This is a genomic window from Pengzhenrongella sicca, assembly GCF_017569225.1.
In the GTDB taxonomy this organism is placed as follows: domain Bacteria; phylum Actinomycetota; class Actinomycetes; order Actinomycetales; family Cellulomonadaceae; genus Pengzhenrongella; species Pengzhenrongella sicca.
This window is the reverse complement of sequence record NZ_CP071868.1, coordinates 3,083,431-3,103,814: the sequence shown is the minus strand read 5'-3', so window position 1 is coordinate 3,103,814 and position 20,384 is coordinate 3,083,431. Positions and strand designations below refer to the sequence as shown.

Sequence of the window (20,384 nt, the reverse complement as noted above, 5' to 3'; positions counted from 1 at the left end):
GGCTCAGGAACTCGACATGCTGCGCTCGACCACGGGCCGGACCTCGACTGCGCTATGCGCGGTGGACAGCTCGGGCAGGCGCTGCGCGAGCGCGATCGCCTCGTCCAGGTCGTCCGCCGTCAGGAGGTAGAACCCGCCGAGCACCTCCTTCGTCTCGAGGAAGGGTCCGTCGGTGACCGTCAGGCCACCGTTCGACCCGCGTCGCAGCGTGGTCGCCGTCGAGCTCGCCTCGAGCTCCTCGCCGCCCACGATCCGCGCGCCCGCCGCTGACGCGAACGACCGGTGCCCCGCGTGGTTCGCGCTCAGCTCGTCGGGAGTGCGTCCGTCCCATGCCTGCTCGTCGCCGTAGATGAGAACCAGGTACTTCGCCATGCTGCACATCCTCGTTCCGGAGGGCACCGGGCGCGCCCACTCGATCCTTCGACGAACGGGCCGAGCGCAGATCGACAGTCTGTCGCCCCGTGAATACGAGCGCCACGCCAGCAGCGGCTGTCGATGCCGCGGAGCCATTGGCTCGCGACGCTTCAGCGCCCTAGCGTTGCCCTCGTCTCTCGGCGCGGTCCACTCGCTCGGTCCGCGGCGATCCCGACTGCAGATCGGAGCTGGGCGATGACGCTGCACCTGGCGGCCCTCTGCCTCGACGCGATCGACCCGGAGCTCCTCTCGCGGTTCTGGGCTGGACTGCTCGGCCGCGAACTCGCCGCGGACGGCTCGTCGCTCCTGCCCGTCGAGAGCACGGGATTCCGGCTCGAGTTCGAGGCCACCTCCGAGCCGAAGTCCGGGCCGAATCAGCTTCACCTGCACCTGACGAGCGACTCCCTCGAGCACCAGCAGTCGACGGTGGCGCGGGCGCTCGCGCTCGGCGGCCGGCACCTCGACGTCGGCCAGCGCCCGGAGGAGGGGCACGTGGTGCTCGCCGATCCTGAGGGGAACGAGTTCTGCGTGATCGAGCCGGGCAACGCCTTCCTGGCCGACTGTGGGTTCCTGGCCGAGCTGGCGTGCGACGGGTCGCAGGAGGTCGGGTATTTCTGGCGCGACGCGCTCGGCTGGCCGCTGGTCTGGGACCAGGATCAGGAGACCGCGATCCAGTCCCCGAGTGGCGGGACGAAGATCGCGTGGGGCGGTCCGCCCGTGCGACCGAAGTCCGGGAGGAATCGCTGGCACGTCGATCTCGCTCCGCCGGCCGGGGAGGATCTGCACGCGGAGGTCGACCGCCTCGTCTCCCTGAGGGCGAACCGGGCCGACGGCGGCCGCGCCGGCGCGACCCGCGTGGAGCTGACCGATCCCGACGGCAACGAGTTCTGCGTCCGCACCGTCGGTGCGACCCGGACCCCGCGATGAGACCGCCGACGTAGGGGCGGGCGATCAGGTCGCCTCCTCGTCAGGGTCGTCCAGATCGCCCGCGTCGTCGGTCCAGCCGGCCGCGAGGGCAGCGCCTGCGGCGAGCGTCTCCGCCACCAGGCGCGTGATCAGCTCCGCGGTGGTGCTCGATCGCAGCAGTGCCTGCTGGTCCAGCGGCCCGATCGGTGCGATGCCGGCCAGCTGCCACAGGCGCTCGACCGGGTCGTCCGACAGTCGGACGTCGGCCGGCCAGGGCAGCTCGACGAACTCGCTGTGACGCGTGAGGGTGTCCCGCACGACCCGCTCCGCCGCGGCAAGCGATGCGAGCGCGCCGGGGCCGTCCGGTGCGACGACGAGAGGTGCGAGCTCGCGGACCCGTGCCCGCGGGAACGGGTCCTCCGCGAGCCACTCGACCACCTCGAAGCGGTCGGTGCCTCGCGCGAGGAGGACGATCGAACCCTCGCCGATCTCGACCGTCACGACGGTGGCCACAGTGCCGACGGTGAAGCGGGCGTCGCCGCCCCCCACCTCGGAGCCGCGTTCGATGAGCACGACCCCGAACTCGCGGTCCGGCTCGCCGAGCACCGTCGACAAGAGCGCGACGTAGCGAGGCTCGAAGACGCGCAGCGGCAGCGGCATCCCCGGGAGCAGCACGGAGCCGAGGGGGAACATCGCCAGCTCGCGGGTCGCCAGGGGCACGGAGCTGATCCTGCCGCACCCGGGGCGCGGCCGCGCTGCGGTTCGGTGGACGACCTCCGGGCCGGGCCGGGCGGTGGGGCGGTCAGGCCCCGTCGGGGCGCGGCACGCACAGCTCCAGGGCGCCGGGCCGCACGCTGAGGGTGAGCGTGCGACCGGGTTCGATCACGTCGCCGTCGAGCTGGCGGGGCTGGTCCCGGTCGCTGGTGACGATGATGCGCGCGGCGCGCAGGATCTCCATGTGCGCGACGTCTCGGTGGCGGCGCAGCACGCCCCAGAGGAGGGTGACCCAGTGGTGCCACGTGTGGGGGGCGAGGATCGCGACCTCGAGCTGGCCGTTGTCGGGCTCGGCGTCGGCGAGCAGCCGGACGCCGCCCTGCAGGCGGCCGACGTTGCCGATCACGACGGTGCGTGCCCGCCGGCGCAACGGCGCGGCGTCGTCGAGGGTGATCTGCACGTGCATCCGGCGGTCCCGCAGGTGCTTGACGGCGGAGAGCACGTAGGCCGGCGCCCCGATCACCGCCTTGAGCTTGGTCGAGGCGTCATCCAGGAGCGCCGCGTCGAAGCCCATGCCGGCCATCACGGCGAATCCCTGCCCGCCGGCGTCGCCGACGTCGATCCGGCGGCGCCCGCCGTGGGTGGCCAGGCGCACGGCCGCCGCGGTGTCGGTCGGTACACCGAAGTTGGTCGCCAGCAGGTTGCCGGTACCCGCGGGCAGCACAGCCAGCGCGACCTCCGTCCCGGCGAGCCCCTCGATGCAGGACCGCACGGTGCCGTCGCCACCGCAGACGAACACGACCTGGGCTCCGGCGTCGACCGCGTCGCGGGCCTGTCTCGCGCCGGGCTCGTCCGCCGTCGTCTCCAGCCAGAGCGGCGCGGGCCAGCCGGCCGCCGCGAGCTCGGACTCGATCGCGCGCCGCCGGGCGGGGATGTCGTCGACGCGCACGGGGTTGACGATCACCGCGGTGGGGAGCGGGCCACGTGCGCCCGCGGCCTCACCGGCGGCGCTGGTCTCGGCAGGCACGGCATCCGTCGCGGTCACGGTCTCGTTCACGATCCTCCTCCGGAGCAAGCGGTCTGCATGCGGCGCGGCGCGGGTGTCGCAGTCGGCTTCGGCAAGGGTGGCAGATCGACCGCGCGGCGGCGACTTAGGCGACGCCATCGCGGCGAGGAGGGCAGGTTGCCGGCGCCGGATCACAGCTCTCGGCGGAGCAGGAGGTAGTCGCTGCGCGCCCGGACCTGCGCGGCGGCGTAGCCGGCGGTGGGCTTGGTGACGTGGGAGAGGGCGCCGATCACCGCGGCCCGGCGCCGGACCATCTCCAGGCTGAACGAGTGCATCAGCGCGGAGCCGAGACCGGGGTGCCGCGCCCCGAGGTAGAGCAGGACGTAGCGATCGCTGCGCCAGCGATGGCGGGCCAGCGTGGCCAGCTGCCGGGGCCGGGACGCCGACGCCAGGCCGACCCCGTAGTCGGGGAAGGCGACGAGGAACCCCACCGGTAGGCCGTCGCGGTAGGCCATGCGCAGCACCGAGAAGTCGGCGATCTGCCGCATCGGCGCGAACAGCTCCCGGAACGTCTGCGCCGAGATGGCCCGGTACGTCGGGAAGTCCGCGTACAGCTCGCCCAGCAGGCCGAACAGGTCGCCCAGGAGGTCGTCCCACTCGGCCGGCCGGGGGGCGCGGACCTCGAACCCGCGCGCCGCGAAGAGCCTCGCGCGCTGCTCGAATCGCGGGACGACAAGGTGGCGGCCGGGGCGGACGGTGTAGGCGCTGCGATAGCGATCCGTCTCCGCGTACCCCGCCTGCTGCCACCAGCGGACGTGGCTCGGCGGGTTGAGCGGCTCACCAAAGTAGGGCCGCTCGTCGAAGCCGGTGACCTTGAGCCGGTACCGCCACCAGAACGAGGCGTCGACCGGCCCGACGAGCGCGGTGCGACCTTCCAGCGCGCTCGCCTGCGCCGCCGCGTCGAACAGCTCCGCCGCGCTCAGGTCGTCGGTGGCCTCGAGGAACCCGACGTACCCGGTGCGCTCGTCGCCGGGGTAGGTGGTCAGGGCGATCCGGCCGACGACGTCGCCGCCGCGCACCGCGAGCCACGCTCGCAGGGTGAGGGTGCCGCTGAGCGGGTGGGTCCCCGCCAGCAGGGCCGACTCGGCCGGCCCCGCCTGCTCGTACGTCCCGCGCCGGTTCAGCCGTGCCGGCAGCCGGACGAAGGCGGAGCGCTGCTCCGGGGTGCGAACCTCGGCGATCACCGTGCCGGTTCCCGGTCGATGAGCCGCACGATCCCGGCGGTGCCGTCCACCTCGACCACGTCGCCGTCCCGGAGCAGCCGGGTCGCCTGGTGCACCCCGACGACCATCGGCACGCCGAGCTCGCGCGCGACGATCGCGGTGTGGCTCAGGGGCGATCCGCGCTCGGCGATCACCGCTCTCGCCCCGGCGAGCAGGAACACCCACCCCGGGTCGGTCATCGTGGTGACGAGCACGTCGCCGGCGTCCGGCCGCACGGCGGCGGGATCGGTGACGATTCGCACCGAGCCCGTGGTCGTGCCGCCGGAGACCGCGGTCCCCGTGAAGCGCCCCGGGGTGGCGTCGACGGCGGCGGCGAGCGCGACCGAGCCCGCGGGGCGCCGGTCGAACGGCTCGCCGGTGAACACCAGCCGGCGGTAGTGGGGGAGCAGCGCGAACGCCGCCTGGTCGCGGCGCCGGGCGGCGATCTCCCCGCGCCGGTCGCCCTCGTCGCTGAACGCCTCGTCGAGCGTGAGCCAGAACACCTCGCGCGGGTCGTCGAGCCGCCCGGCCTGGTCGGCGAGCTCGCCGCTGCGGACGACGAGGTCGCGGGCCATCCCGTAGACCCGCGTCCGATCCAGCCGGGACGACTCCCGGCCGGCGATCGCGGCCCGGGCCCGCGACACGAGCAGCCGGAGCACCGGGTCGCGCGGGTGCGTCGTCGGCGCGGGTTCGGCGATCGGACCCAGCGTGCCCGCGACCAGGAGCGTGACCAGGAGGGCCGGGTCCTGGCGCAGCGTCACCGACTCGAGCTTCAGCTCCTCGAAGCAGCGGTCCCCGTAGTCCGCCAGGTAGGCGCGGAGCCGGGCCGGGAGCTCGCCCGCGCCGGCGACGTACGCCCGCGCGGCGTCGTCGTCCATCGCGGCGAGCTCCGGCGGGGCGTCGGCCACGAACCGGCGCAGAGCCAGCAGGGGCTGCAGGCTCTCGAGCGCCCCGGTCGAGACCAGGGCCCGGGTGCGCCCGGCCGGGTCGCGATCCCGACGCAGGGTCAGCCACCTCTCGACCAGGGCGGGGAAGACGAAGGCGCGCACGTCGTTGAGCAGCGTGACGTCCCACCGGCTGAACAGCAGGGTGTGCAGCCGCTCGAACTCCGCGCCGAGCTCGGACGGGCGGGCGCACGCGGCGAGCCGGGCCGGGAATGACTCCCGTTCGGCCTCGACGGTTGCTCGCAGCGCGACGAGCCCGGCGGGAGCGGCGGCCAGCTCGCGCAGCAGCCGCATCCCGACCCGGAGCCGAGCGAGCCGGCTCAGCGCGATCGGCGGCTCGTCGTACTCGCGGTCGGTGACGCCGAGCGAGTCCTGCCAGACCCGGATGTACCAGCGGGAGGCGGGGGCCAGCTGCATCAGCCGGTACCAGCTGTCGATGCGGTAGTACATGCGCCCGGAGTGGGCCGCGACCATCGTGCGGACCGTCTCCGCGTACGCGGCGACCACGCGCGGGTCCCGGGTGATCCGCTGCGCGAGGCTGGCGAACACGCCCTCGTACGCCAGCGGGACGAACGACGCGGTGAGCGGGGAGACGAGCCCCGGGTAGGACTCGACGATGTTCGACGAGTCGAGCGTCACCGACGGGCCGTCGCCCAGGGTCGTGATCGGGCGGGCCTGGAGCACCCAGACCTCGCGGCCGAGCACGGCGAGCTCGACGTCGAGGGGGTGACCGGCGAGGAGCTCGAGCCGCCGGCCCGTCGCCACCACCTCGTCCAGCAGCCAGCCCGGCAGGTCCGGGGCGCCCGGCGGGGACTCGGTCCAGGCCTGGCCGTCGGTGAGGTTGACGTACCCGGTCGTCGCCGGCGTCTCGTCGGACACGGCGGTCCCGACGCCCGCAGCCACGGTGACCACCGACTCGTTGCGCAGTCCCAACGGGTTGGCGGTGAACAGGACGGCCGACAGCTCCGCCGGGACCATCCGCTGCACCACCGCGGCGCCGTCGCCGACGCTGGCCAGCACCGCGGCGACCGCGGCCGGCAGCTCGGCTCGCGCGACGTCGAGCCTCGTGAGGTAGTGCCCCGCCCGGCTGAGCGGCCCGTCCTCGTCGTGCGCCGACGAGCGCACCGCGACGGTCTCGGTCGCGGCGAACGTCCGGTCGAAGACGGCCAGCGCCTCCTCGGGCGGCACCGCGCCCGGCGCCAGCCCGACGACGAAGTACGGCGGCACCCGTTCGCCCGCCTCCCGCAGCCAGGCCATGCCCGCCGCCTTCCCGCCCAGCCCCATCAGAAGTACCCGAGCGTCAGGTACGTGGCCACCGCCACCACCATCAGACCCTCCACCGTGTATGTGTACCGGTCGACCGCGGGCGCGATCGCGAACGCGTCGGGGTCGCGGCGCCAGCGCAGGATCGTGCGCGTGATCCAGAGCACGTTGAGGGCGAGCGGGATCAGCGCGAGCCGGGACACGGCGAACACGAGGGCGACGTTCGTGGCGACGTCGAGCCAGATCAGCAGCAGGACGAACCGCGCCGCCTTCTGGTAGCCCCACAGCTTGGAGTACGTGACGTACGCGGTCTCGTCGCGGGGCGCCCGGATCTTGCGGGCGACCTCCCAGATCAGGCCCGGGAAATACATCGTCCACGCGAGCAGGAACGTGGTGAGGCTGAACGGGTCCAGGCCGTACTTGATCACGCCGAAGCTGAGGATGTAGACGTTCAGCACCATCAGCACCGGGTTGTGCGTGATCAGGGCGAGGAAGAGGTTGGGCTGGATCTTGCTCTTCGCGAAGAACCACAGGCTCATCGCGGTGCCGTAGCCGAACAGCAGCGCGAAGTACGGCAGGTTGTTCATGAACGCGACGTTGAGCACCGTCGTGACCGCCACGACGATCCCCAGCAGCACCCTCAGGTCAGCGGTGCGCACCCGCCCCGACGGCAGCGGCCGGTGCGCGAAGAGCCGCAGGTCGACGTCGACGTCCTTGAGGTCGTCGGCGATCCGCAGCACCAGCAGGAAGGCGAAGACCGACCACGCGCCGACGAGCTCCCCGGCGCCGAGGCGAAACTCGGTGACGCCCTCGTTGAGGAGCAGGACGAAGTAGATCTCGAAGAAGAGGATCGCCGCGACGAGCAGGCGGGGCCCGACCGGGAACATCTCCCGCAGGTACGTGCGGACCCGCCCGAACCACGTCGGGGCCACGACCTCTGAAACGCTCATGCGTTGCCTCCTGTGGCGATGCCGATCCGTTCGCCGGCGCGTACTCGGGTCTCCACGCCGCGCGCGGACCAGGTGATGAGGTCGGGGTCGGGGGCGACCGCCCCGCGTTGGCAGAGCACGACGATGGTCGAGCCGCCCAGCTCGAACCGGCCCTTGGGCGTGCCGCGCCGGCAGGTGCCGCAGTCGTGGTTGCGCACCCGGCCCACGAGGATCGCGCCGACCTCGATCTGGGCGACGAGGCCGTGCGCCTCGGTCTCCTGCACCGTGTACCAGCGCCGGTTGCTGACGAGCACCGGTCGCCCGGCCGCCCACGGCCCGACGGTGTGCAGCGCGCGGCCCGCCCGCCCGCGAGCCACGCAGCGGCCCGAGGCGGCGTGCAGGTACCGGTGCGCGTCGTCGACGGTCAGCCGCACGACGAACCAGGTGCCCCCGGCGAACCGGTCGGCCAGCGCGTCGCCGCCGAGCAGGTCGGCGAGCGCATACGAGACGCCCTTGACCTGCAGGCGGCGGCCGGCGTCGATCGGGCCGACCAGCAGCTTGCCGTCGGCGGGGCTGAGCAGGAGGGCGGGATCGGCCGGGACCGGCCGCGCGCCGGGCGCCCAGTCGCGGACGAAGAAGTCGGCGAAGCTGGTCCACCCCTGCGGATGACGCGCCGTCGCGGGCGGCCGGACGGCGTCCTCGAGCGCGACGCCGTACCGGGTGCAGAAGGCGGGGATGCTCGCCGCCGACCGTGGCCGCCGGCGGCTCAGGGCCAGCAGCTCCGAGAGCAGGCGGCGGGTCGCCGCCGGCAGCAGCCGCCGGCCCCCGCGGGTGCCGTACAGGGCGCGCAACGCCCCGGCGGCGACCTGGGGCTCGGTGTAGGTGCGCGCGCTGCGACGATCCCAGACGTCGACCATCAGATCCCGACCACGGCCAGCGCGACGAGGGTCGCCACCGCCAGCAGGCCGAGCCCCGCGTACGCCGCGCCCGCAGGCTTCGGGACCGGCACGTCGAGGACGAACAGCACGGCGAGCGCCGCGGTGACCGCCGCGAGGAGGGGGCCGAACGCCGCGCCCAGGTGCGGCCGCAGTAGCGCGGTCAGCGGCAGCACGAGCGCCGCGTAGGTGACCGGGAGGCCGTGAAAGAACTGGCGCGGCGTGTCGTCGGCGCCCGCCGCGACGGTGAAGTGCGTGAGGCGAGCCAGGCCGGCGACGGTGTACAGCGCCAGCACCGGCACCACCCACGGCTCGCCGACGAGGGCGGAGACCAGGACGACGGGGAACGCCACGAACGAGACGACGTCGGTCAGCGAGTCGACCTGGACGCCGAAGGCGCGCTGCGCGTCGGTCCGGGTGGTGGCGCGGGCGAGCGGGCCGTCGAAGAGGTCGGCCAGCCCGGCCACCACCAGGGCGGCCACCGCGCCACGAAGGTGGCCGCTGATCGCCAGGCTCATGCCGAGCGCCGACGTCGCCGCGCCGACGTACGTGAGCACCACGGAGCGGTGCCAGCTGCCGAGGATCATCGGCCCTCGCTCAGGACGATGATCTGGCCGGAGGGGCCGTCGACATGGATCGTGGCTCCGTCCGGGATCCGGGTGGTGCAGCCGGTGGCCGCGACCACGCACGGGATGCCGTACTCGCGGGAGATCGTGGCAGCGTGGCACAGGATGCCGCCGTACTCGGTGACGACGCCGGAGATCAGCGCGAACTTGCTCGCCCAGCCCGTGTCGGTGAACGTGGTGACGAGGATCTCGCCCGGGTTGAGCCGCCCGATGTCGGCCAGGCCCGTGATCACGCGGGCGGTGCCGGTGACCGACCCGGTGCTGCTGCCGATGCCGAGGACGGCTCCCGGGGTCTCCGGCAGCACCTGCCCGGCGCCGTCGAAGGCGTGACCGATCTCGTTCTCGGGGGCGTGGTTGCGGAACGAGTCGTAGTAGGCGCGGTTGCGGGACACCTGCCGGCGCAGCTCGTCGGCGCTCATCGACCCGTCGAGGAACGCTACGAGGTCGAAGGCCTTGGCGTACCAGACGTCGTCGGCCCGCTCCAGCACCGACTCGGCGACCAGGACCTCGCCGAGCCGCACGGACGCCACCCGGATCAGGTGGTACTGGCGGGTGGAGCAGTCCCGGAACTCCTCCCGCCACCACAGCAGCTGGCGGGTACGGGTGACGCGGCGGGCGAACGCCGCGTACCGGTGTCGGCCCACCTCGCGGCCAGCGACCCGGCGGACCAGCCGGGCCCGCGCGCGCGCGAGCGTGTCGGCGCGCCGCTGCGTGAGGCGGTGCCGATCGGCGTGCGGGTCATGGCCGTCGTCGAGGCCGAGCGTGTCGAGGATCATCGCGACCACCGGACGGTGGTCGGCGTCGAAGTCGGGATGCGTGACGTCGATCTCCCGCACCGAGTGGTAGCCGAAGCGGTCGATCATGGCCCGCGCCTCGTCGAGCCGATGCTCGAGCGACCCGGTGTCGAGGGCCGCGACGATCTCGTCGGGATCCGTGCCTCGCCACCAGGCCAGGGCGTCCGGATCCGCGCGCAGCCGCCGGGTGAGCGCCCAGGCGTCGTAGAACGGGCGCAGGTGGGAGACGTCGTCCAGGCCGGCGATCAGGTCGAGGTACCCGTCGTGGCCGACCACCGACGCGATCGCGTCCCGGTCGAGCGCCAGGTGCACCTGGTTGATGAAGACCTGCCAGAAGTAGACGCCCTCGCTCCGGTGGTAGTCGGTGACGACGACCTGGCGCCAGCGGCTCTTGACGTCCGCGGCGCTCGCGGCCCCGGTGAGCTCGGCGAGGCGGGCGTCGTACCGGCCGAGCAGCTCGGTCAGCAATTCCGGCGCGGCCGCGCGGCGCGCGGCGACGATCGCGCGCTGGCGCAGCGCCACCTTGGCCACCCGGGCCAGCGTGCGCGGGCTGAGCTTCGTGACCGTGCCGTTGCCGGCGTAGGTGATCTTGACCCCGAGCTCGGCGTCGAAGGCGCGTTCCCGGTACCCCGGCGCGACCTCCATCGCGCGCTTGACCACCGAGAGGTTCCAGTACACCCGGCCGTAGAACAGGTCGCCGACACGGCGTAGCTCACGAGGGTGCAGCAGCGCGGAGTCGAGCAGGTACGTCGGGAGCCAGTCCTCCCAGACGTACTCGTACAGGCTCCACATGAACGGGGCGCACACCGTCGCCGAGACCCCGCTGTCCTTGAAGTTGGCGGTGGTCCACTGGTCGCGGATGCCTGCATAGCCGAGCCGGGTGATCGGCCGGGCCTGGAGCAGCCGGACCGCGTCGTCCGCGATGGCCCACTCGACGTCGACGGGGAAGCCGTAGTGCCGCTGGACGCGCAGGCACACGTCGGCCACGGCGTCGAGCTGCGCGTCGGACAGCGGGCCGCCGGCCGGGTGGTCCGCCGCGGAGGCGATGGTGGCGGTCGTGCGCCCGAACCAGTCCCGCACGTAGCGCACGGGCCGGACCCGCCCCGCGACCAGGTCCTCGCCCAGGCCGCGAACGGCCTCGATCACCAGCTCGGTGTCGTGGCCGGTCACCGGGTTGACCGTGAACGTGACGCCGGAGACCTCCGCCTCGACCAGGTGCTGGACGAGGACGGTCATCGCGTCCGGGTCGACGGGCACCCCGTGGTCGAGGTGGTAGTGCAGGACGTGCGCGTCGAACAGGGATCGGTAGCAGTCCAGCACGGCGGCCGCGACGTCGTCGGCCTCGATCTCGAGCAGGGTCCGGTACTGGCCGGCGAACGACAGCGCGGCGCCGTCCTCGGCCAGGGCGGAGGACCGGACCGCGAAGCGCCCGCCCCCGACTCCCTGGACTCCCCGGAGCTCGCGGACCTGCTCGGTCAGCTCGGCCAGCAGGTGCGCCGGCCACTCAAGCCCGTCGAGCGCCGCCGCCAGGTCGACGACGACCTCGGGCAGCGTGTGCGGGTCCAGGCGGCCGAGCGCGGCCAGGACCGCCTCCCGCCGCCCGTTGTGCTCGACGACCTGGCGCAGGGCGGTCGTGGTCACGGCGAAGCCGGCGGGCACGTCGAAGCCGGCGGCGATCAGCGCGGCCAGGGAGTCGCCCTTGCCCCCGAGCCCGAGGGTTCCGACGGGTCCCGCAGCGGCCGCCGGCCCCGCGACCGGCGCGGCCGCCAGCCCCGCGACTGGCGCGCCGAGGTCGCGAAAGGCGGCCGTCACAGCGCGTGCTTACGCAGCCGCAGGGCGTACAGCGCCAGGTTCAGCACGAGGTGGGTGACGCCGCCGACCACGGTGGTGACCAGCACGAAGGCCCAGCCGACCGGTGCGAACGCCAGCACCAGCAACGCGCAGCCGAGCACGGAGTCGATCTGGTCGAGCGCGACGAAAGCCGCCGCCCAGTTGCCGGCGGGCCGGGTTCCCGGGCGGATCCCGACCCGCCGCTTGAGAAAGCTGTTCGGAAGCTCGAAGACCGCGTAGACCAGCCCCTGCAGTGCGCCGGTGAACGCGTCGAAGCCGAGGGAGGGGTCGCGGCGGGCGTAGAAGAGGTTGTACGCCTCGAGGCTCGTGCCGTGGATCAGCTGACCCCAGACCACTCCGGCGGCGGCGCCCAGCACGACCATGCCGAGCAGGCCCTTCCACGTCTTGTTGTCGCCGAACACCCGGCGACGGTCGGACCAGGTCGCGCCCGCGTCGATCGGGCGGGCGAGCGAGCGGGCCCAGGACGACGTCACCCACGCCATGTTGAGGACCGCGGCGACGATCACCGGCGCCAGGGTGACGTACGCCTGACCGGCGAGGACGCCGACCGATGGGGAGCTCACGTGCACAGGATCCCATGCCGGTTCGCGCCCACCGACCGCAGGGTGGCGCAACTAGGTGAAGGGCGCGCCGCGGTCTACGAGCGGCCTCTTGCGTAATGGTTGAACACTCAAGTATATTGGCGGCACACCAACCGGAGGCACCGATGAGCCAGCACGCAGCGACCGACACCGCACTCGACCCGGCAGCAGTCGCGTCCCCGCACGCGGCGGACCTGATCCCTGCCGGCACCGCGATGGACGCCGTGACTCTGTACGTCGGCGACCTCGACGCGATGACCGCGTACTACCGCGACGTCCTGCTGCTCGAGGTGCTCGACGTCGCCGCGCCCGCCGAGGCGGTCCTGGCCGTGCAGGCGAGCGCGACGGTCGTGCTGGGCCGGTCCTGGACGCCGCTGGTGATCCTGCGGCACACGCCGGGCCTGCCGACGCCGCGCCGCGGCGAGGCCGGCCTCTTCCACACCGCGATCCTGTTCCCGACCGAGGCCGACCTCGCGGTCACGGTCGCCTCGATCGCGGCGCGCGCGCCGGGCACGTTCGCCGGCAGCGCGGACCACGTGGTGTCGAAGGCGTTCTACTTCACCGACCCCGAGGGCAACGGGATCGAGCTGTACTGGGACCGCAGCCGCGCGGACTGGACCTGGGTCGACGGCGCCGTGACGATGGGCTCGCTCGCGCTCGACCCGAATGCCTTCCTGCGCGAGCACCTGACGGACACGGCGCTCGAGGAGCCGGGGGACGCCGTCGTCGGCCATGTGCACCTGTCCGTGGGCGACGTGCCGTCGGCGCGCGCCTTCTACGTCGACGCGCTGGGGTTCGAGGTGACGGCGCAGTGGCACGGCGCGCTGTTCGTCGCGGCCGGCGGGTACCACCACCACCTCGCCATGAACACGTGGAACAGCGCGGGCGCCGGGCCGCGTGCGTCGTCGCTGGGCCTGGGTGAGGTCGCGATCGTGGTGCCGACGGCCGACGACGTCGCGGCGCTCACCGGGCGCCTCGCCCACCACCGCGTCGCAGTGCGCGACGACGGCGCGGCCGTGAGCTTCGAGGACCCGTGGCGCAACCAGATCCGCGTCTCGGCGCAGGGGTAGCAGGCGCCGCTAGCGCGCGGTGGTCGCGCGCGCCGCTCAGCCGGCGGCGGTGTGCTCGCGCGGGACGATCTCCGCCGCGAGCGGCGGGCCGGGCGGGGTCCCGTCGCCGAATGGGCGCCCGCCCAGCGCCTCCCGGCCGGACGGGACGAGCCAGCCGGCCAGGTCCGGGCCGCTCGGGACGATCTGCGTCGGGTTCAGGTCGGTGTGCACCACGTAGTAGTGCCGCTTGATGTGGTCGAAGTCGACCGTGTCGCCGAAGCCGGGGGTCTGGAACAGGTCCCGGGCGTACGCCCAGAGCACGGGCATCTCGGTGAGCTTCTGTCGGTTGCACTTGAAGTGGCCGTGATAAACGGCGTCGAACCGCACGAGCGTCGTGAACAGCCGGACGTCCGCCTCGGTGAGGGTGTCACCCACGAGATAGCGCTGGGTGGACAGTCGCTGGGTGAGCCAGTCCAGGCGGTCGAACAGGCGCGTGTAGGCGCGCTCGTACGCCGCCTGCGAGCCGGCGAAGCCGCACTTGTACACGCCGTTGTTGACGTCGCGGAAGACCAGCTTGGCGACCGCGTCGATCTCGTCGCGCAGGTGCTCGGGGTACAGCTCGGGCGCGCCGTCGCGGTGGTGCTCGCGCCACTGCGTCGACAGGTCGAGGGTGAGCTGGGCGTAGTCGTTGGTCACGACCTGGCCGGTGGCGACCTCGACGAGGGCGGGGACGGTGATCCCGCGCTCGTAGCCGGGGAACCGGGCGAAGTACGCGTCCTGCAGCCGGGGGATCCCAAGCACGGGATCGACGCCGCCGGGGTCGAGGTCGAAGGTCCAGCTGCGCCGGTCGTGCGTCGGGCCGCACACGCCCATCGAGAGCGCGCCCTCGAGGCCGAGCAGGCGGCGCACGATGATCGCCCGGTTCGCCCAGGGGCACGCGCGCGCGACGACGAGGCGATACCGGCCCGGCTCGACGGGGTAGCCGTCGCGCCCGTCGGCCGTGACGCGGGTCTGGATGTACGCAGTGTCGCGCGTGAACTCCTGCCCGGGCGTGACGTACGCGCCGGTGGTCTCGTGCGACTCGGTCGTCATGATCGGACAGCATGCCCCGGCGGGTGCAAAGCCGCCAATCCTCGCAAGTCCGGGCCCGCGCTCGCGGTCGGCGCGTCGTCGGCCGAGCCGCTCGCGCGCGGGGCTCTCGGATGCGAGAGTCGACCCATGACCTCCCCGATCCGCATCGCGGTCCAGCTCCAGCCCCAGCACGCCGACTACGCCCAGATCCGCGACGCCGTCGCGCGCGCCGAGGACGCGGGCGTCGACATCATCTTCAACTGGGATCACTTCTTCCCGCTGAGCGGTGACGCCGACGGCAAGCACTTCGAGTGCTGGACCATGCTCGCCGCGTGGGCCGAGCAGACCTCGCGCGTGCAGATCGGCGCGCTCGTCACGTGCAACGGGTATCGCAACCCCGAGCTGCTTGCCGACATGGCGCGCACGGTCGACCACATCTCGGGCGGGCGGCTGATCCTCGGGATCGGCGCCGGCTGGTTCGAGAAGGACTACAACGATTTCGGGTACGAGTTCGGCACGCCCGGGACCCGGATCGCGGGCCTGGGCGACTCGCTGCCGCGGATCAAGGCCCGCTGGGCCAAGAGCAACCCGCTGCCGACCCGGGAGATCCCGGTGCTGATCGGCGGCGGCGGCGAGCGCAAGACGCTGCGGCTGGTCGCCGAGCACGCGGACATCTGGCACGGGTTCGGCAGCGTGGGCACGCTCACACGCAAGAGCGCGATCCTGGACGAGCACTGCGCCGCGGTGGGCCGCGACCCCGGCCTCATCGAGCGGTCCGGCGCCGTCACCGCGCCGCCTGCCGAGGTCGCCGACGACCTGGTGGCCGCAGGCGCGACGCTCTTCACGATCGGCGTCAACGGCCCCGACTACGACCTCTCCCTGGTCCGCGCCTGGACCGCCTGGCGCGACAACCGCTAACCCCCCACCCACCCACCCCGACCCGGTTTTCAGAGGATCCGGTGCGCCTGGCGAACCGGATCCTCTGAAAACCGGCTAGCGCGGGGGTGCGCGGGGGGCGACGTAGAGTCGGGGGGATGAGATTTCGTGCCCTGGCGCAGTCGTGGCGGGAGTCTTTGGGTCGGGGTTGGCGCGGCATCGGTGGTTGGGCGCGGCGGGTCCGCTGGGGTCGGGCAGCGCTGGTCGGGCTCGTGGTTCTCGTCGGCGCCCTCACGTTCGGCGTGACGACGGCGTCCACGCAGTCGAGCCTCGGCCCGCACGAGGCGCGCTACGAGGTCACGACCGACGACCTCGTCACGCTCGACCTCGGCCCCCTCGGCACGCTGCAGATCGACTCGCCGCTCCCCCTGACGTTCGGCGCGCGCGTGACGGTCGAGGAGATCCCTGCCGACGTCCGCGCCGTCGACGCCGCTCGGACGATCGAGGCGCTCGGCAGCGACCTGCAGAGCTACGTCCAGTTCTTCAGCGCCCCCCAGGTGAGCATCACCGACGCCGCGCGCGCCCTGGTCGTCAACGCGGCGCTGCGCACCCTCTCGGCCCTGGTCGCCGTCGCGCTGCTCGTGGCCGTCGGCCGCGTGCTGCTCGGTACGCCGCGCCGCGCCGAGCTAGCCGCGGGGCTGGCGCCGCGCCGTCGGCCGCTGATCGGTGGCGCGCTGCTCGCGCTCGCCGTCGCGACCACGGCGGTGAGCAGCCTCAACCCGAGCGAGCGCGGGCTGACCGGCCGCGCCGCGTCGAGCGTGTTCGACGGGACGCCCCTGGAGGGCGCCCGGATCACGGGCCGCCTCGCCGGCGTGATCGACACCTACGGCGGGGAGGTCGTCAAGGCGTACCGGGCGAACACCGACTTCTACGCGGGCGCCGACGACGCCCTCGAGACCGCGTGGGCGGACCGGGCCGCCGGGACGCGCGCGCGCGAGGAGGCGCGGGCCCTGCTGCAGGGCGAGCCCCTGGCGCCGGCCGCCCCCACCCCGACCCCGGCGACCGAGGACGAGGCGCCGATCGTCGCGCTGCTCGTCAGCGACCTGCACTGCAACGTCGGGATGGCGCCACTGATCGGGTCGGCCGCGGCGCTCGCCGACGTCGACCTCGTGCTCGACGGTGGGGACTCGACCATCAACGGCACCGCCGTCGAGCAGTACTGCATCACGACGTTCGCCGCCGCGGTGCCCGCGGGGATCCCCGTCGTGGTCGCGGGCGGTAACCACGACTCGTCCGAGACGTCCGCGCAGGAGCGCCGGGCCGGCTTCACCGTGCTCGACGGCGGGCCGGTCACGGTCGCCGGGCTGCGGATCCTCGGCGACACCGACCCGAGCCAGACGCGCGTCGGCGGCGGCACCTCGCTGAGCGGCGCCGAGAGCGCGACGGAGGTGGGCGCGCGCCTGGCCCAGACGGCCTGCGACGACGGCGAGATCGACCTGCTCCTCATCCACACGCCGACCGTCGGCCAGGCGGCGCTCGACAGCGGCTGCGTGCCGCTACAGCTCTCGGGCCACCGGCACGTGCGGTACGGGCCCGAGGCGTCCGGCGAGGGCGTGCGCTTCACGAGCGCCAGCACCGCCGGCGCCGCACCGGGGCAGCCCACGGTCGGGCCGCTGAAGGGCACCGCCGAGATGACCGTGCTGCGCTTCGACCCCGACACGCGCCGCGCGATCGACTACCAGCTCATCGAGGTGCGGCCGGACGGCACGGCGTCGGTCGGCTACCCCGTCCCGTTCCCGCGGCCGGTGGAGCCGGTCGTGGACGACGACGGCTCGCTCGCCGACCAGCGGCCGGCGTCGCCCGTAGGCTGACGGCGTGTCCACAGCCGAGCCCGCCGACCTCACCGCGGTGGCCCAGGACTACCTCAAGGTCATCTGGACCGCGCGCGAGTGGTCGACCGCGCCCGTGACCACGAAGCTGCTCGCCGCGCGGCTGCGCGTGGGCGCCCCGACCGTGTCCGAGATGGTGCGCCGGCTCGGCGCGCAGGGCCTCGTCGACCACGCTCCGTACGGCTCGATCGAGCTCACCGCCCTCGGCCGGGCGCACGCCGTCGCGATGGTGCGCCGGCATCGGCTGATCGAGACCCTGCTCGTGCAGGAGCTGGGCTACAGCTGGGACGAGGTCCACGACGAGGCCGAGGTGCTCGAGCACGCCGTCTCCGACCTGCTGGTCGAGCGGATCGCGGCGCGCCTCGGGCACCCCGACCGCGACCCCCACGGCGACCCGATCCCGACCGCCGACGGCCACGTGCCGACCCCTGCGGCGCAGCGGCTCTGGGATCTCGGGCCGGGGGAGTGGGTGCTCGCGCGCGTGTCCGACGCCGACCCCGGCGTCCTGCGCCTGTGCGCCGCGCACGGCCTGCGCCCGGACGTCCGGATCACCGTCGTCGCGGCGCGCGCCGGCGACGGGCCGATCGCGCTGCGGGTCGGCGGCCGGGAGCTGACCCTGGAGGAGCGGCCGGCGTCGGCGCTGTGGGTCCTGCCTGCCACCTGACGTGGCTCCGGCGGGGCCGGTAGCATGGCCACGCTCCCCGATGGTGACGACGGTGCCGCCCGGGGGCGCGATCGAATCGATTCGACCCAGGAGCACCGTGACCCAGGCACCGACAGGAATCCGTCCGGCCCAGTTCAACGGCCTGCCGGGCGCGCGGGTCCGGCCCGCCCTGCTCGCCCTCGCCCTCGGCGGCTTCAGCATCGGCACCACCGAGTTCGCGACCATGGGCCTGCTCCCGCAGATCGCGGCCGACCTGGAGGTCTCGATCCCCGCCGCGGGCCACGTCATCACGGCCTACGCGCTCGGCGTCGTCGTCGGCGCGCCGCTGCTGACGGCCGCGGCCGCCCGCATCGACCGGCGCACGCTGCTCATCGCGCTCATGGTCGCGTTCGTGGTCGGCAACGTGCTGTCCGCCTTCGCGCCCTCGGCGGGCTGGCTGATGGTCGCGCGGTTCGCCGCCGGGCTGCCGCACGGCGCGTTCTTCGGCGTCGGGGCCGTGATGGGCACCGCCGTCGTCGGGCCCGCCCGGCGCGGCCGCGCCGTCGCGACGATGATGGCCGGCCTCACGATCGCGAACGTTGTCGGGGTCCCGCTGTCGACGGTCGTCGGGCAGAACCTCAGCTGGCGCGCCGCCTTCGTCGTCGTGGGCGTGCTCGGGCTGATCACGCTCGCGGCGCTGTGGCGCTGGCTGCCCCCGCTCGCCGCGCACCCCGAGGCGACCGTGCGCACGGAGCTGGCCGCGCTGCGCAACTCCCAGCTCTGGGCGGCGTTCGCGGCCGCGGCGATCGGCTTCGGCGGGATGTTCGCCGTCTACTCGTACGTCGCGCCGCTGATCACCGAGGTCACGCTGCTGCCCGCCGCGACCGTCCCGATCGTGCTCGGGCTGTTCGGGCTCGGCATGACCGTCGGGACGGTGCTCGGCGGCCGGCTCGCGGACAGGTCGGTGCTGCGCACCGTGTATCTCGGCTTCGCCGGCACCGCGCTCGTGCTCGTCCTGATCGCGCTCACCGGCGCGCAGCCCGTGGCCGCCGTGCTGTCGATCGTGCTCCTGGGGATCACGTCGCAGGTGCTGGGCCTCGCCCTACAGACGCGGCTGATGGACGTCTCGCCCGCGGCGCCGTCGCTCGGCGCGGCCCTGTGCCACTCGGCGCTGAACCTCGGCAACGCCTCCGGTGCCTACTTCGGCGGCCTCGTCATCGGCGCCGGCTGGGGGTACCTGGCGCCCGCCTGGGTCGGCGCCGGCCTGACGCTCGCCGGCCTGGCCCTCGTCCTCGCATTCGGCCGGACCCCCGCGCCCGCGCGCTGACCGCTGGCCGCCGACCCGCCGGCGGGCACCCGCATGCCGGCAGGAGTGTACGAACGGCCCCGGCGTGGTTGTGCGTCTGAGGGCGCGAAAGCGTGCCGCCGGTTATTCTGAAATGACGTCGACCGGATGTGTTGCCTTCTGCGGCATCGCGTCATCATCACGATGCACGAGGGCGGGCCAACGTGAACACGAGCACCACCGACGCGACCGCGAACGCGCCGCGCGAGCGCCAGGTCAGCGACTTCACCGCGCTTGCGCGGACCGTGCAGGACGCGGGGCTGCTCCGCCGCCGGCACGCGTACTACTGGGCGCGATTCGTCGGGCTCACCGCAGCGCTCATCGGCCTCGGCGCCACGATCGTGCTGCTCGGCGACACCTGGTGGCAGCTCGCCGTCGCCGCCGTCCTTGCCCTCGTGCTCGGGCAGGTCATGTTCCTGGGGCACGACGCCGCGCACCGCCAGATCTTCGCGTCGGGCAAGTGGAACGACTGGTCGAGCCTCGTGATCGCGAACCTGTACGCCGGCATGAGCTACGGCTGGTGGAACCACAAGCACAGCCGGCACCACGCCAAGCCCAACCAGATCGGCGCGGACCCGGACATCGGCGTCGACACGATCGTCTTCCACACCGAGACCCTCACGCAGGCGCGCACGGGCTTCGGTGCCTGGTTCGCGAAGCGGCAGGGCTGGCTCTTCTTCCCCCTGCTCCTGCTCGAGGGCCTCAACCTGCACCTGTCCGGGGTCAAGACGGTGTTCGGGCGTGGCGAGGTCAAGCGCCGGCCGGTCGAGATCGCGTTCGTGACGCTGCGCCTGGGCGGGTACCTCGCCCTGGTGTTCTGGGCCCTGCCGGTCGGGATGGCGTTCGCGTTCATCGGCGTCCAGATGGGCCTGTTCGGGCTGTACATGGGCGCCGTGTTCGCGCCCAACCACAAGGGGATGCCGATCGTCCCCGCGAACTCGCGGATCGACTTCCTCAGCCGCCAGGTGCTGATGAGCCGCAACGTGCGCGGCGGGCGGCTGATCGACTGGTTCATGGGCGGGCTCAACTACCAGGTCGAGCACCACCTGTTCCCGAGCATGCCGCGCCCGCACCTGCGCCGCGTCCAGCCGATCGTGCGCGAGTTCTGCGCCTCGCGGGGCATCGCGTACACCGAGACGTCGCTGCTGCAGTCGTACGGCATCGTCATCCGCTACCTCAACAAGGTCGGCCTCGCGGCGAGCGACCCGTTCCAGTGCCCGCTGACCGCGGAGTACCGGTCGGCGCGCTGACAACGGGCCGCTTCGCCCGGTGCGCGCCCGCTCGCC

General features: G+C 73.5%; 18 protein-coding genes. 7 read left to right on the top strand and 11 right to left on the bottom strand.

Features of this window, described 5'->3' with window-relative positions; translation table 11 throughout:
* Positions 1-3: 3 nt before the first annotated feature.
* Complete coding sequence (locus J4E96_RS14255; protein ID WP_227422748.1) at positions 4-372, bottom strand: YciI family protein; 369 nt, start codon at positions 370-372, stop codon at positions 4-6.
* Positions 373-609: 237 nt separating this feature from the next.
* Between J4E96_RS14255 and J4E96_RS14250 the strand changes: the two genes are divergently transcribed.
* Positions 610-1,341, top strand: a complete 732-nt coding sequence (locus J4E96_RS14250) for a VOC family protein (RefSeq protein WP_227422747.1) — start codon at positions 610-612, stop codon at positions 1,339-1,341.
* A gap of 24 nt (positions 1,342-1,365) precedes the next feature.
* Here J4E96_RS14250 and J4E96_RS14245 read toward each other — a convergent pair whose 3' ends face one another.
* The 9 genes from J4E96_RS14245 to J4E96_RS14205 all read right to left on the bottom strand — a co-directional run bounded on the left by J4E96_RS14245 (position 1,366) and on the right by J4E96_RS14205 (position 12,207).
* A complete protein-coding gene (locus J4E96_RS14245; protein WP_227422746.1) occupies positions 1,366-2,040 on the bottom strand; it encodes an LON peptidase substrate-binding domain-containing protein in 675 nt (224 codons plus the stop codon).
* An 82-nt stretch (positions 2,041-2,122) separates the two neighbouring features.
* Complete coding sequence (locus J4E96_RS14240; protein ID WP_227422745.1) at positions 2,123-3,091, bottom strand: diacylglycerol/lipid kinase family protein; 969 nt, start codon at positions 3,089-3,091, stop codon at positions 2,123-2,125.
* Positions 3,092-3,231: 140 nt separating this feature from the next.
* Positions 3,232-4,284, bottom strand: coding sequence for a hypothetical protein (locus tag J4E96_RS14235; protein WP_227422744.1), 1,053 nt, complete (start codon positions 4,282-4,284; stop codon positions 3,232-3,234).
* The gene (locus tag J4E96_RS14230; RefSeq protein WP_227422743.1) at positions 4,281-6,503 is read right to left on the bottom strand and encodes a PEP-utilizing enzyme; all 2,223 of its coding nucleotides are present in this window, start codon (positions 6,501-6,503) and stop codon (positions 4,281-4,283) included. The genes J4E96_RS14235 and J4E96_RS14230 overlap by 4 nt, the downstream gene beginning before the upstream one ends.
* A 26-nt stretch (positions 6,504-6,529) precedes the next feature.
* Entirely contained in the window at positions 6,530-7,459 is a 930-nt protein-coding gene (locus J4E96_RS14225) for a UbiA prenyltransferase family protein (protein ID WP_227422742.1), read from the bottom strand.
* The gene (locus tag J4E96_RS14220) at positions 7,456-8,355 is read right to left on the bottom strand and encodes a phosphatidylserine decarboxylase (protein WP_227422741.1); all 900 of its coding nucleotides are present in this window, start codon (positions 8,353-8,355) and stop codon (positions 7,456-7,458) included. Before J4E96_RS14220 ends, J4E96_RS14225 begins: the two co-directional genes overlap by 4 nt.
* Positions 8,355-8,960 carry a CDP-alcohol phosphatidyltransferase family protein gene (locus J4E96_RS14215; RefSeq protein ID WP_227422740.1) on the bottom strand — a complete coding sequence of 202 codons (606 nt, stop codon included), beginning with the start codon at positions 8,958-8,960 and terminating at the stop codon, positions 8,355-8,357. Before J4E96_RS14215 ends, J4E96_RS14220 begins: the two co-directional genes overlap by 1 nt.
* Entirely contained in the window at positions 8,957-11,605 is a 2,649-nt protein-coding gene (locus J4E96_RS14210) for a PEP/pyruvate-binding domain-containing protein (RefSeq protein ID WP_227422739.1), read from the bottom strand. Before J4E96_RS14210 ends, J4E96_RS14215 begins: the two co-directional genes overlap by 4 nt.
* The gene (locus J4E96_RS14205) at positions 11,602-12,207 is read right to left on the bottom strand and encodes a CDP-archaeol synthase (RefSeq protein ID WP_227422738.1); all 606 of its coding nucleotides are present in this window, start codon (positions 12,205-12,207) and stop codon (positions 11,602-11,604) included. Before J4E96_RS14205 ends, J4E96_RS14210 begins: the two co-directional genes overlap by 4 nt.
* 143 nt (positions 12,208-12,350) lie before the next feature.
* Here J4E96_RS14205 and J4E96_RS14200 point away from each other — a divergent pair, with 143 nt between their 5' ends.
* Positions 12,351-13,295 carry a VOC family protein gene (locus tag J4E96_RS14200; RefSeq protein WP_406619907.1) on the top strand — a complete coding sequence of 315 codons (945 nt, stop codon included), beginning with the start codon at positions 12,351-12,353 and terminating at the stop codon, positions 13,293-13,295.
* 36 nt (positions 13,296-13,331) lie between these two features.
* On the opposite strand, the gene J4E96_RS14195 is transcribed toward J4E96_RS14200, so the two are convergent.
* On the bottom strand, positions 13,332-14,366 hold the full coding sequence (locus J4E96_RS14195) for a glutathione S-transferase family protein (protein ID WP_227422737.1): 1,035 nt from the start codon (positions 14,364-14,366) through the stop codon (positions 13,332-13,334).
* A 126-nt stretch (positions 14,367-14,492) separates the two neighbouring features.
* On the opposite strand from J4E96_RS14195, the gene J4E96_RS14190 reads away from it, so the two are divergent.
* From J4E96_RS14190 to J4E96_RS14170, 5 genes are all read left to right on the top strand, one after another.
* Positions 14,493-15,263, top strand: coding sequence for an LLM class F420-dependent oxidoreductase (locus tag J4E96_RS14190; RefSeq protein WP_227422736.1), 771 nt, complete (start codon positions 14,493-14,495; stop codon positions 15,261-15,263).
* Between the two features lie 116 nt (positions 15,264-15,379).
* A complete protein-coding gene (locus tag J4E96_RS14185) occupies positions 15,380-17,092 on the top strand; it encodes a metallophosphoesterase family protein (protein WP_227422735.1) in 1,713 nt (570 codons plus the stop codon).
* Positions 17,093-17,096: 4 nt separating this feature from the next.
* A complete protein-coding gene (locus J4E96_RS14180; protein WP_227422734.1) occupies positions 17,097-17,774 on the top strand; it encodes a metal-dependent transcriptional regulator in 678 nt (225 codons plus the stop codon).
* Between the two features lie 97 nt (positions 17,775-17,871).
* Positions 17,872-19,080: an MFS transporter gene (locus tag J4E96_RS14175; RefSeq protein WP_406619905.1), complete on the top strand. Its 1,209-nt coding sequence runs from the start codon at positions 17,872-17,874 to the stop codon at positions 19,078-19,080.
* Positions 19,081-19,262: 182 nt separating this feature from the next.
* The gene (locus J4E96_RS14170) at positions 19,263-20,348 is read left to right on the top strand and encodes a fatty acid desaturase family protein (RefSeq protein WP_227422733.1); all 1,086 of its coding nucleotides are present in this window, start codon (positions 19,263-19,265) and stop codon (positions 20,346-20,348) included.
* The last annotated feature ends 36 nt before the right edge of the window (positions 20,349-20,384 follow it).

Excerpts from the sequence above, each read along its gene's own strand:
- J4E96_RS14195 (WP_227422737.1), bottom strand. The coding sequence starts at position 14,366 with ATGACGACCGAGTCGCACGAGACCACCGGCGCGTACGTCACGCCCGGG.
- J4E96_RS14215 (WP_227422740.1), bottom strand. The coding sequence starts at position 8,960 with ATGATCCTCGGCAGCTGGCACCGCTCCGTGGTGCTCACGTACGTCGGC.
- J4E96_RS14230 (WP_227422743.1), bottom strand. The coding sequence starts at position 6,503 with ATGGCCTGGCTGCGGGAGGCGGGCGAACGGGTGCCGCCGTACTTCGTC.
- J4E96_RS14185 (WP_227422735.1), top strand. The coding sequence starts at position 15,380 with ATGAGATTTCGTGCCCTGGCGCAGTCGTGGCGGGAGTCTTTGGGTCGG.
- J4E96_RS14255 (WP_227422748.1), bottom strand. The coding sequence starts at position 372 with ATGGCGAAGTACCTGGTTCTCATCTACGGCGACGAGCAGGCATGGGAC.
- J4E96_RS14190 (WP_227422736.1), top strand. The coding sequence starts at position 14,493 with ATGACCTCCCCGATCCGCATCGCGGTCCAGCTCCAGCCCCAGCACGCC.
- J4E96_RS14220 (WP_227422741.1), bottom strand. The coding sequence starts at position 8,355 with ATGGTCGACGTCTGGGATCGTCGCAGCGCGCGCACCTACACCGAGCCC.
- J4E96_RS14200 (WP_406619907.1), top strand. The coding sequence starts at position 12,351 with ATGAGCCAGCACGCAGCGACCGACACCGCACTCGACCCGGCAGCAGTC.
- J4E96_RS14225 (WP_227422742.1), bottom strand. The coding sequence starts at position 7,459 with ATGAGCGTTTCAGAGGTCGTGGCCCCGACGTGGTTCGGGCGGGTCCGC.
- J4E96_RS14250 (WP_227422747.1), top strand. The coding sequence starts at position 610 with ATGACGCTGCACCTGGCGGCCCTCTGCCTCGACGCGATCGACCCGGAG.